The organism is Streptomyces diversicolor, from assembly GCF_057537855.1.
This window is the reverse complement of record NZ_BAAJXA010000007.1, coordinates 150,390-161,832: the sequence shown is the minus strand read 5'-3', so window position 1 is coordinate 161,832 and position 11,443 is coordinate 150,390. Positions and strand designations below refer to the sequence as shown.

The following is an 11,443-nucleotide window of genomic DNA, read 5'->3' as shown; positions in this document are numbered from 1 at the left end:
CGCCCCATGCCCGGGTCGCCCTCGATCGCGCGGCACCGTCCCTGCGGCTAACCGCCCGCCTTCGGCTCGGCGGACGATCCGTCGCGAGCGGAGGTCCGGACGAAGTCGGCGATGTCCGGCAGGCCCGGCCGATAGCCGTCCGAGGTGTCCACGGTCAGCGTGGGGACGTCCAGGGAGATCGGCACGAAGGAACCGGGTGAGCGTGTCCCGGCGGCGATCGCTTCGAGCAGTTCGTGGTCTGCGTGGGCGGCCCGGTGCGGATCGTCCTGGACGCGCTGGACGATCCGGTCGTGGGCGACGGTGGCCGCCGTGGTGCACAGGACGACGCGGAGGTCGGCGAGGGCGGTGAGCGGTTCCAGGTTCGGCCGCCACAGCCGGTCCTGGAAGGCGGCCTCGGCGACGAGCGTGACCTGGGCCTCCAGGAGCAGCTTCAGCGTGCCGAAGAAGGCTTCGAGGGTCGGGCGGTTGAGGGGATCGTCGCCGCCGCCGCGGTAGCCGGGGGTGGACAGGACCATGCCCTGCTTGATCTCGTCACGGATGATCGCGGGGCAGCCGAGGGTGTGGGCGAGGCGGCGGGCGAGCGTGGTCTTCCCCGTTCCGGGACTGCCGCTCACGACCACCAGGGTCGGTGTGCGCATCGGGTGTTCCCGCAGTGCGGCATGGGTGGTTTCCCGTCCGTAGTGTCGTCCCATCGCTCCAGGATGGAGGAGGCGCGGCGCTCCTCGCGAACCGGCGGCGCCACGGCCCGTCCGGTCGCCCACCCGGATATGAACTCATATGAATGCGTCACATGGTGGGGTAAGCTGAGGCGAACTTGCGGGGGGTCAGGTGTGCTTGGGCGCAGTGGTCCGCCCTGCCGTGTCCACGAGTGCCGCCCGGAGCAGTCCATGGAGAGTCTGGACCCTGAGGATCCGCCGGCCATCGGCGGTTACCCGCTGCTGGCGAGGCTCGGAGCCGGCGGCATGGGGCAGGTCTTCCTCTCCCGTACGGCGTCCGGACGGCCGCTCGCGCTGAAGACCGTGCGGGCCGAGTTCGGTGTGGACCCGGCCTTCGAGGAGCGGTTCGCCCGCGAGATAGCCAGCAGCGACCAGGTGCGTTCGCCGTGGACGGTGGCGGTCGTCGACTACAGCCCGGCGGGCCGGCGGCCCCAGTGGCTGGCCACGGAATACATCGCCGCGCCGTCCCTCACCGAATGGGTGGAGCGGTACGGTCCGCTGCCCGAGCCCGTCGTGCGGGCCCTGGCGGCGGAACTCGCCGAGGGACTGCGGGCGGTGCACCGGGCGGGTCTCGCCCATCGCGACGTGAAGCCGTCCAACGTGCTGCTCGCCCGCCGTCATCCGCTGCTGATCGATTTCGGCATCGCCCGTGCCGCCGACGACACCAGGCACACCCGGACCGGCGGGGTCATCGGCTCGCCCGGGTTCATGGCCCCGGAGCAGGCGGCCGGCGGGGTCTCGGCCGGGCCCGGCGACATCTTCGCGCTGGGCGCGGTGCTGGTGTACGCGGCCACCGGGTCGGGTCCCTTCCTGCGGCCCGGTGAGGATCCGTCGGCGGCACAGCTGCTGTACCGGATCGTGTACGAGGAGCCGGTGCTGGACGGTGTGCCGTCGGCGCTCGTGCCGCTGCTGGCCGCCTGCCTGCACAAGTCGCCCGAGGCCCGGCCCACCGCGGAGGCGCTGCTGGAGCGGCTGGGCGCGGGGCGGGACGGCTGGACCACGGCATTGCCCGCGACCCTCGCCGCGGAGATCGCCGCGCGGGAGGCCGAGCTGCGGCACCTGCTTGAAGGGCACGCGCCCGCGCCGGAACTCCGGGCGCCGACAGCCGGGTTCGGGCCGACGAACGGGTTCGGCCCGACAGCCGGTTTCGGGCCGGCGAACGGTTTCGGCGCGACGAACGGGTTCGAGCCTCCGACAGGGTTCGGGCCCCCTACCGGTTTCGGCGAGGCCGGGGCGCGGTTCGGCGAGGCCGGGACGCCGCCCCCGTACGGGACGCCCCTGTCGTACCGGCCGTCGACCGCGTACGCCTCCCACCCGGGGCCACCGGCCCTGACCGATCCGCGCCCCGCGCCCACCACCGGCCCGGTGCCCGGCCCGCGCAGGGCGCGGCGCGGCACGGTGCTCGCGGTCGCAGGCGTCGTCGCGGTCGGGGTCGCGGTCGTCGCTGCCCTCATGCGGCCGGGCGGCACCGGCGACGACACGGACACCACACATGACACCTCTCCGCCGCCGTCCCGCCGCACCGCTACGGACGTCCTGCCCGCCTCCTGGACCGGCACCTGGAAGGGCACCGGCCCCGGCAGCAACTCCGGCGACGGCGTGGTCAACTCCCGCACCACCCAGGTGTCGGTGACCCTTTCCCTGCACACCGCACGCCGGGGGGACATCGCGGGCAGACAGGTCAGCCACATCACCGACGCCGGCAGCGGCCGGGACATCGGGTGCACCGAGACACTGCGCCTGACGGAGACCCATGCGACGACGATGGTCTTCGAAGCGGCCACGAGCACACCCACGGATCCGTCGGCGGGAGTGCTGTGTGTGCGCGGCAACGTCTACACCCTGACGAAGACCGGCGCCGACACCCTGACCCTGGGGGACGAGGGCGGCCAGGCGGCGGGAGCGCCCTCCCGGCTGACCCGCTCGTCCTGACACCGGGCTGACCCCCGCCCCCGGCATCAGCTAGGGTGAAGAACTGACCGGGTCCCGCTCCACCTGGGCTGGTCCGACGTGCAGAGAGGAGGCTGAACGTGACCGATGCCGATCGGTCCTCGCCGACGACTCTCGCGGAGAAGATCGACGCGTTGTTCCGCATAGTACGGCGCCCCAACCGCGAGCAGTTCAGCCATGAGGAGGTCGCCCGCGCCTGCCGGGAGGCAACCGGGGAGAGCTTTTCCGCCACCTACATGTGGCAGTTGCGGACGGGCCGTCGGGACAACCCCACCAAACGGCACCTCGAAGCCCTCGCCCAGTTCTTCGACGTGCCGGTCGCCTACTTCTTCGACGACGACCAGGGGGCGGCCATCGCCAAGGAACTGGAACTGCTGGGAGCCCTGCGGGACGCCGGGGTCCGCAGCGTGGCGCTGCGCGCGGTGAACCTCTCCCCGGAGGGCGTGAACACGATCAGCGACATGATCGATGTCCTCGCCCGGCGTGAGAGTGCCGCAGGCGGCGACCAGACCGACCGCTGACCTGGACCGGCGGCCACACAGCGACCACGGGGAAGAGGGACAGCCGGTGCGCGGCGGTGGGAACAACAAGCGTCTGTTGCAACGATGTCGGCGTCTGGTGGACGGTCTCGACCTGCCGACCCCGTTCGACACGGCCGAGTTCATCGGCATGCTGGCACGCACCCGCGGCCGGCCGATCGAGCTGGTACCGGTCGCGGCCCGACCGCACCTTCCGTGCGGGCTGCTCGTCACGACCGACCGTGCCGACCGCATTCTCTACCCCGCGGACACCACGCCCCTGCACCAGCAGCACATACAACTGCACGAGGTCGCGCACCTCCTGTGCGGTCACAGCGAGACCTCACCCACGGCGGCATCCGCCGCGCAGGTCCTGCTGCCCCATCTGCCCGCCTCGCTGGTCCAGCGCGTCCTCGGGCGCACCGTCTACACCGAGCCGCAGGAGGAAGAAGCCGAGCTTGTCGCATCGCTCATCCTGAACCGTGCCGCACAGCGCGTGCGCACGGGTACGGCCCTGCCCTCGCCGGCCGGTCCGGAAGAGGCCCGGCTCCGCTCCCTGTTCGGCTCCCCGGAGCACCGGGACGGGGACCGGCCGTCCCGCCGGCGGCGCATGTGACGGACCTGACCGCCTGTCTCGCCGCCCTGGTCTTCCTGGTGTTCGCGGTCCACCGACTCGCGATCAGCCGCCACGGGAGAACGGATCCCGCCCAGCGTGACGTGGCCGGATTCGCGCTGTGCGCGGGCACGGCGATGCTGCTCAACGCCCCGGCGGTGCTGGGCGTTCTGGACCGCCTCATCCCCTCTCCCGACGGCGAGCTCCTGGTCGCCAATCAGCTCAAGGCCGCCGCCGCCGCGTTTCTCTCCCTGGTGGCGCAGGCCCTCGATCCACAGAGGCCCCGACCGGTGCCGGTACACCGGCGGCGCCGGATCCACGCCGCCGTCCTCGTGCAACTCACCGCGTTCGGCCTGTTCCTCGGCGCGGGCGTCACCGAGTCCGGCGCGACGGCCGTGGCCGCGCCCGGCCGCGGCTGGGCCCTCGCCGCGTACAACGTGCTGTTCACGGCCTACCTCTGCTGGTGTCTGTACGTCCTCGGACGCGCTCTGATCCGGCAGTCCCGGCGCACTCCGCCGGGCTCGCTGCGTACCGGCCTCGCACTGGCCACGCTGGCCACGGTCATCGCCACGGTGTGGGCGCTGTGGGCCCTGGACGACGTCGCGGAGAACGTCACCCGCGCGCGGCAGGACCTGGACGAGGACCTGATGTCCACGACGCTCGGGATGGTCACCGCGGTCTTCGCCGCCGCGGGCGCCACCGCCACCCTCTGGGGCGAGCGGATCGCCGCCCCGCTCCGGTGGCTGCGCGCCCGCCGCACCCACCAAAGGCTCGCTCCTTTGTGGTCGGCGCTCTATGCCGAGCTGCCGGAGATCGCGCTGGACCCGGACGCCGCCGGCCGGCGTCCCGGTCTGCGCCGGGCCGACTTCGCGCTGTACCGCAGGGTCATCGAGATCCGGGACGGCAATCTGGCACTGCGCCCCTACCAGCGGCCCGAGGCGGTCGACTGGGTCACGCGGGCGCTGAGCGGTTCGGCGCTCGCGGGCCCCGACCGGCAGGCCGTGTTCGAGGCCGCGATCATCGCCGCGGCGTTGGAGGGCAAGCGGGCCGGTACGCCGCCGACCGGCACGGCGGATCAGGGGAGCCTGACCCCCACGGTGGCCCTGGCGACCGTCGAGGACGAGGCGGCCTGGCTTATCCGCGTCACCCGCGCCTTCACCCGCTCCAGGATCGTCGACGACGTCCGCGACCGCATCAGGTCCCAGGTCACAACGGGCTGAACCGTCCCGCGGAGCGGTCCCGCCGATGGGCCCGCCGGTGCCGCAGACGACCGACGGCACGGCGTGGCACATCCGGCGGAGCGCTTGGTGCTCCCGCACCGGACGGTCCGTCGCAGCCCGGCGTCGACGGACGCCGACCGGTCACCTGCGATCGACGTACCGGCGGAAATTCCCTCGCGCCGTCGCCGCAACGGGCACAGACTCGTCCCATGGCGGACATGGGGGCGTTCCGGGACGCGGTCACCGCGTGGGCGGCGGGCGGTCCGGGCGAGCGCGCGCACGAGCTGGCCGCGCGGCTGACCGTCCGGGCGACCGTCCTGCTCGAAGGGCCGAGCGACGTCGCGGCGGTCGACGCGCTGGCGGCGAGCCGCGGCCGGGACCTGGCGGCCGAAGGGGTCTGCGTCCTGCCGATCGGCGGCGCGATGAGCGTCGGGCGCTACGCCCCCCTGCTCGGTCCTGCCGGCCTCGGCCTGCGCCTCACGGGGCTGTGCGACGAGGCGGAGCGCCCCTACTACGCCCGCGGCTTCGAACGGGCCGGTGCCGCACAGCACGGCTTCTTCGTCTGCGCGGCGGACCTGGAGGACGAACTCATCCGCGCGCTGGGCGTGCCACGCGTGGCGGAACTGGTCCGGGCGGAGGGCGACCTGCGTGCCCTGCGGACCTTCCTGCGCCAGCCCGCACAGCAGGGCCGCGCCCCGCAGCAGCAGTTCAGGCGCTTCCTCGGAACGAAGAAGGGGCGCAAGATCCACTACGGCCGTGTCCTCGTCGAGGCTCTTGTGCCCGACCTCGTCCCGGCTCCCCTCGACGGCCTGCTCGCCGCCCTCTGACCGCTGGCGATCCCGGCAGGCACGAGAACGGTCGACATCCGACCGACACGCTGACCGACACCGCCGCCGTCCACGGCGGGCCGCAGCAGCCCGCCCTGGCACAGGGCCGGCTTCAGCCGGGGGAGTGCTGCGCGGCCGGTCCGGTCTCCTCCGTGGCGGCCAGGGAGGCGAGCAGGCGCAGTCCCTCGTCGCTGGGTGAGCCGGGCTCGGCGGTGTAGACGGTCATGGTGAGTCCGGGTTCGGCGGCCAGGTCCAGGGACTCGTAGGCGAGGGTGAGGCCGCCGACCGCCGGATGGCAGAACCGCTTGGTGCCGGTCCCGTGGCGGCGGACGTTGTGGGCACCCCAGCGGGCCCGGAAGTCCTTGCTGCGGGTGGACAGCTCCCCGACGAGATCGTGCAGGTCCTTGTCGTAGGGGTCGCGGCCGGCCTCGCGGCGCAAGATGGCCACCGCCATGTCCCCGAACAGCTCCCAGTCGGGGTAGAACCGGCGGGAGGCCGGGTCGAGGAAGTTGAAGCGGGCCAGGTTGCCCTGGTTGTCGGAGCAGGCGAAGAGGTCGGTGTAGAAGGCGCGGGCGAGCGGGTTGGCGGCGAGGATGTCCATCCGGCCGTTGCACACGACCGCGGGCCCCGCCGTGATCGCGTCCAGGGTCCACTGCAGGCTGCGGTGCGGGGTCCACGGCCGGTCGGCCCGGCGCCGTGGGCGGGTGAGGGCGTCGGAACCGTCGGCGGCCTGGGCCAGGTGCAGCAGGTGGGCGCGTTCGGCGTCGTCCAGCTGAAGAGCGCGGGCGACGGCTTCGAGGACGGCCGGTGAGACACCGGCGAGGCTGCCACGCTCCAGCTTCGCGTAGTACTCCACGCTCATGTCGGCCAGCGCGGCGACCTCGCTCCTGCGCAGCCCCGGGACGCGGCGCCGGGACCCGGCGGGCAGCCCGGCCCGCTCCGGGGTGATCTTCGCTCGCCGCGAGGTCAGGAACTCGCGGACCTCCGCACGGTTGTCCATACCCCGACCGTACGGTGTGCGGGACGCGGGAGCGATGTACTGGCGGTACACCCCTCACCGGTAACTCGCTGACCGCCGCGAAAGCCGGTTACCTGGAGAACGGGTGCTCGCCGAGCGGCGCGGCCGCTCCGCGCGGAGGGCGCCCGACCGGGCCGTGCGTCGCCGACGACGGCACCCCTCACCCGGACCGCGACCCGTACCCGGAACGGGACCACTGCCGCGCCGCGGCCGGCCCGTACCCCCGCACCTGGCCGCGGCGGTCCCACCGACCGCCCCAGGCCACCATCGAACACGTAAGGACCTCCCCCATGCGCGGAGCAGTGATCCACGCCCCCGGCGATGTGCGCTTCGAGACACTCGACGACCCCAAGATCCTCAAGCCGACCGATGCCGTGATCCGCACGGCCGTCACCTGTGTGTGCGGCTCCGACCTGTGGCCCTGGCGCGGCCTGGACGCGACCGAAGCGGCGCACCCGATGGGCCATGAGTACGTCGGCTTCGTCGAGGAGGTCGGGGCCGAGGTCACCGCGGTCAGGCCGGGCCAGTTCGTCGTCGGCTCCTTCGCCACATCGGACAACACCTGCGGCAACTGTCGCAACGGCTTCCAGTCCAGCTGTCTGAACCGCGAGTTCATGAGCACCTGCCAGGCCGAGTATGTGCGCATCCCGAACGCCCAGGGCACCCTGGTCGCCACCGACGAGGTGCCGGCCGAGGAGTTCTGGCCCGGTCTGCTGGCCGTCTCCGACGTGATGGGCACGGGCTGGTACGCAGCCGACGCCGCCGAGGTCGAGCCCGGCTCCACCGCCGTGGTGGTCGGCGACGGAGCGGTCGGGCTGTGCGCGGTGATCGCGGCCAAGGAGCGGGGAGCGCAGCGGATCATCGCGATGAGCCGCCACGAGAGCCGCGGGCGGCTCGCCCGGGAGTTCGGCGCCACCGACATCGTCACCGAGCGCGGCGAGGAGGGCGTTGCCCGGATCAAGGACCTCACCGACGGGATCGGTGCCGACGCTGTGCTGGAGTGTGTCGGCACCGCCCAGGCCATGCGGCAGGCCCTGCGGGCGGCGCGGCCCGGTGGCAACGTCGGCTTCGTCGGCGTGCCCCACGAGGTGGCGATCGACGGCCAGGAACTGTTCTTCTCCCACGTCGGCCTGCGCGGCGGCCCGGCTCCCGTACGCCGCTACCTGCCCGACCTGATCGACCGCGTGCTGACCGGCCGGATCGACCCGGGCAAGGTCTTCGACCTCACCCTGCCCCTGGAGCAGGTCGCCGAGGGCTACCGGGCCATGGACGAGCGCCGCGCCATCAAGACCCTCCTCAAGCCCTGAACACCCGCCGGACAAGGAACGACCGTGCAGATCACCCGAAGCTCGATCAACACCGTCAAGGGACCCCTCGACTGGTTCACCGGTGACGTCTACATCGACGCCGTCGCCGCCGCACCCCCGCCGTCCCGGGTCAGCGCCCATCTGGTGCACTTCATGCCGGGCGCGCGCACCCACTGGCACCGCCACCCGCTCAGCCAGACCGTGTTCGTCACCGAAGGGGTCGGTCTGTGCCAGCGCCGGGGCGGACCCGTCGAGGTCATCCGGCCCGGCGACCGCGTCCTGTTCGAGGCCGACGAGGAGCACTGGCACGGCGCGGCGCCGAACCGGCTGATGGTCCACCTGGCAGTCAACGAGTCCGACGCCGACCACGACGTCGTGCACTGGCTGACCCCCGTCACCGACGAGGAGTACGCCGCCGCCCCGCCCATCGACTGACACCGGACCCACACCCCGCCGTACCCCGTGTCACCCAGGTCGCCGGCGGAGTGGGTGTGAGGCGCCCAGGAGAGCTTCCGAGAGGGTGTGCAGGCGCACTGCCACCGAGACACGGAAGAACGTCTCCGGCTCCCGCCAGGTGCTGCCGAGCAGTTGGGTGACCCGGTCGAGCCGCTGCAGCACGGTGTTGCTGTGCACGCCCATCAGCCGCGCGGTGCGGGCGGGGCTCGCGTTGCAGTCCACGAAGCTGTGCAAAGTGGCGAGCAGATCGGTCCCCCGCTCGGCGTCCCAGCGCCGCACGGGGCCGATGGTGCGGGCGATGAACTCCCGTACGCTGCTGGGGTCGTGGGCGAACAGGGTCGTGTACGGCAGATAGGCGTCGGCCGCCACCGCCGCCGACTCGACACCGAGGGCGGTCAGCACCCGGCTGCAGTCCCGAGCCGTGGAGAAACGGGCACTGAGCTCGTCCAGGCTCTCCGCGCGGGGCGCGGCCACGGTCAGCACCTCGCCGACCCCCGTACCGGCGCACACCCGGTCGCGGACGGCGGTGGCCGCACGCTGCGGGTCGCTCTCCGCCACGACGAGCGTGACGACGCCGTCCACTTCGCCCGCCAGGCCGGACGGCGCGGCCACCGCCTGTGCGGCCCGCAGCGCCGCACGGCGCTGTTCCGGCGCCACCACGGTGATGACGACGGTGCGCAGGTCGTCCGGGCGCAGCCGGCGGGCGCGCAGCCGGGCGGGCAGGCTCGCGTGGCGCCGGACGTCGGGACTGACCAGGTCGCCGAGAAGTTCACCGCGCACATGGTCCTCGGCGTAGAGCACCGCATCCTGTTTCAGGGTGAGGAGCGCGGTGATCTGCGCGGCGCGCTCGATGGTCCGCTGCTCCACCGCGCCGAGTTCCACCGGGCCGTCACCGATGAGGAGACCGCCGAGCATCATGTCCCCGGCGAGTACGGCGACCGCGGCATGGAACCCGCCGGTCGGCGGGTTCAGCGCGGTGCAGCGTCCGGAGCGCAGGCTGTCCGTGATCGCCGACCGGACGGCGGGCGGGTCGATCGCCGAGGCCGTGCTCCGGTCGTCGGAGGCGGCGAGCACCGCGTAGGTCTCGTCGAGGATGACCACCGGCCTCTCCAGCGCCGCCCCCAGAGTCCGCGCGACATCCGCGGCGCCGCCTCCGCGCAGCACCGCGGCGGTCAGCTCCTCGTGCACCCGGCTGGCGCGTTCCATCGCCTCGACGTGGTCGGCGAGCGCGTCGTATGCGCGCTGTGTCTCGGCGGCCGCGTCCCGGGCCTGGGTGAGCAGACGAGCCGATTGCAGCACGACGGCCACGTTGTCGGCGAAGGCCGACAGCAGCGAGACCTCCTCCGGGGAAAAGGCGTGCTCGGTGCGATTGGCGGCGAACAGCACGCCGAGGACCCGGCCGCCGGCGATCAACGGGACGCCCAGCAGGGAGACAAGGCCCTCGGCGCGGACGGCGCTGTCGATGCTGTCGGCATGGGGCACGTCGCGCAGCTGTTCGTAGCGTGAGGTCCACTGCGGCGCACGGGACTCGACGACCTTGCTGGCCAGACCGATGTGGGGCGGCACCCGCAGTTTCTGGAAGGACGGGGCCACCGCCCCGGCGGTGGAGCGGACCCTCAGCTCGCGGGTGGTCTCGTCGAACTCGGACAGATAGGTGACATCGGTACCGGCCAGGTCGTGGGCGCGCCGCACCAGCCGGGTGATCAGCAGATCCACGTCGTGCAGTTCGGCGAGTTCCCGTGCGCTGGAGAACAGGGCGGCCAGCTCCCGTCCGCGCCGGTGCGACCGGGCCATCGCGCCCTGGAGCTCACGGACCCGGCGGCCCACCTGGGCGGCCGTGGCGGTGTCGAGATGTTCGGCGAGCAGCAGGTCCGGCACGGCGTCGGGCTCGTCCGGGCGGCCCTTCGCGGCGAGATCGAGCAGAGCCAGGACAGCGGCAACCGAGACGGCGACCTGCGGTGCCGGCTCGGTGTCCCGGGGTACTCCCACACCCACCACCCTGTGTGAACCATCCACTGAGAACTCTGCCCTGTGTGCTCACGGTACATGGTCGCGGTCACACGGCGTCCCTAGAGTCTGAGGTGTGACAGCGACGTCATCCCCTGGACATCCGCTGGTCACAGGCCGTACCCCAGTGCCCGGTTCGCACCCCGGCAAGCCGCGGCGCGAACTCCCGGCGTTCCGACGGACCTTTCACCGCAGGACTTGATCATGATGGATGAACAGCCGCTCCAGCCCGCCCACCGCCGCCGGTACCTCGGCGCCGTGCCCCGGCAGCGCTCCGCCGTGTGCGCCATGGCCGTGGAGACCCGGGCGGTCCCCGCCATGCGGGCCTTCACCCGCGACATGGCGACACAGTGGGGGGCACCCGCGGAGACCGTCGACGCACTGCGTGTGATCGCCACGGAACTGGTCACCAACAGCGTGCTGCACAGCGGAAGCTCCGAGGTGAGCCTGCTGGTGACGGTCGCCGACGCCACGGCGGCCGTCGAGGTCAAGGACATCGGCACATGGCGGGAACGCTGCCGTGGCGCCGGGCTGCCCGACCAGGTGGACGGGCGGGGACTGCGGCTGGTCCACGCCTTCTCCACGACCTGCCGGGTGCAGCGGAGCCCGTGGGGCACCGCGGTCCGCGCCGAGCTGCGGATTCCGCTTCCCGCTGCGCGAGGACGTCCCTGGGACCTGCCCGGTCGCCGGTCGTGCCGACCGGGGGGTGAAACGACCTGACCGGATCACCCAGGGACACCCCGACGATCCCGCGCCCGTGCGGCACTCCGGCGCCACGACACGTCCCCGCTCCGGACGGAGATACGCGGGC

11 protein-coding genes are annotated in these 11,443 nt (G+C 72.9%); 8 read left to right on the top strand and 3 right to left on the bottom strand.

Annotated elements, in window-relative coordinates; translation table 11 throughout:
- Positions 1–47: 47 nt before the first annotated feature.
- On the bottom strand, positions 48–692 hold the full coding sequence (locus AC27LF_RS10575; protein ID WP_479662729.1) for a P-loop nucleotide/nucleoside kinase family protein: 645 nt from the start codon (positions 690–692) through the stop codon (positions 48–50).
- Between the two features lie 195 nt (positions 693–887).
- Here AC27LF_RS10575 and AC27LF_RS10570 point away from each other — a divergent pair, with 195 nt between their 5' ends.
- From AC27LF_RS10570 to AC27LF_RS10550, 5 genes are all read left to right on the top strand, one after another.
- Positions 888–2,648, top strand: coding sequence for a serine/threonine-protein kinase (locus AC27LF_RS10570; RefSeq protein WP_479662728.1), 1,761 nt, complete (start codon positions 888–890; stop codon positions 2,646–2,648).
- Between the two features lie 98 nt (positions 2,649–2,746).
- The gene (locus tag AC27LF_RS10565) at positions 2,747–3,187 is read left to right on the top strand and encodes an XRE family transcriptional regulator (protein WP_479662727.1); all 441 of its coding nucleotides are present in this window, start codon (positions 2,747–2,749) and stop codon (positions 3,185–3,187) included.
- 97 nt (positions 3,188–3,284) lie between these two features.
- Positions 3,285–3,800 (top strand): ParH-like protein, encoded by a 516-nt coding sequence (locus AC27LF_RS10560; RefSeq protein ID WP_479662726.1) that lies wholly within the window; start codon positions 3,285–3,287, stop codon positions 3,798–3,800.
- Positions 3,797–5,017 (top strand): MAB_1171c family putative transporter, encoded by a 1,221-nt coding sequence (locus AC27LF_RS10555; RefSeq protein WP_479662725.1) that lies wholly within the window; start codon positions 3,797–3,799, stop codon positions 5,015–5,017. The genes AC27LF_RS10560 and AC27LF_RS10555 overlap by 4 nt, the downstream gene beginning before the upstream one ends.
- Positions 5,018–5,226: 209 nt before the next feature.
- Positions 5,227–5,844, top strand: a complete 618-nt coding sequence (locus AC27LF_RS10550; RefSeq protein ID WP_479662724.1) for a TOPRIM nucleotidyl transferase/hydrolase domain-containing protein — start codon at positions 5,227–5,229, stop codon at positions 5,842–5,844.
- A 112-nt stretch (positions 5,845–5,956) separates the two neighbouring features.
- Here AC27LF_RS10550 and AC27LF_RS10545 read toward each other — a convergent pair whose 3' ends face one another.
- Positions 5,957–6,844, bottom strand: a complete 888-nt coding sequence (locus tag AC27LF_RS10545; protein ID WP_479662723.1) for a helix-turn-helix transcriptional regulator — start codon at positions 6,842–6,844, stop codon at positions 5,957–5,959.
- Positions 6,845–7,152: 308 nt separating this feature from the next.
- On the opposite strand from AC27LF_RS10545, the gene AC27LF_RS10540 reads away from it, so the two are divergent.
- Together AC27LF_RS10540 and AC27LF_RS10535 are read left to right on the top strand one after the other, a co-directional pair.
- Positions 7,153–8,169: a zinc-dependent alcohol dehydrogenase family protein gene (locus tag AC27LF_RS10540; protein WP_479662722.1), complete on the top strand. Its 1,017-nt coding sequence runs from the start codon at positions 7,153–7,155 to the stop codon at positions 8,167–8,169.
- Positions 8,170–8,193: 24 nt separating this feature from the next.
- Positions 8,194–8,604, top strand: coding sequence for a (R)-mandelonitrile lyase (locus AC27LF_RS10535; protein WP_479662721.1), 411 nt, complete (start codon positions 8,194–8,196; stop codon positions 8,602–8,604).
- A 30-nt stretch (positions 8,605–8,634) separates the two neighbouring features.
- On the opposite strand, the gene AC27LF_RS10530 is transcribed toward AC27LF_RS10535, so the two are convergent.
- Positions 8,635–10,614, bottom strand: coding sequence for a helix-turn-helix domain-containing protein (locus tag AC27LF_RS10530; protein WP_479662720.1), 1,980 nt, complete (start codon positions 10,612–10,614; stop codon positions 8,635–8,637).
- Between the two features lie 222 nt (positions 10,615–10,836).
- On the opposite strand from AC27LF_RS10530, the gene AC27LF_RS10525 reads away from it, so the two are divergent.
- Positions 10,837–11,352, top strand: coding sequence for an ATP-binding protein (locus AC27LF_RS10525; RefSeq protein WP_479662719.1), 516 nt, complete (start codon positions 10,837–10,839; stop codon positions 11,350–11,352).
- Positions 11,353–11,443: the final 91 nt, after the last annotated feature.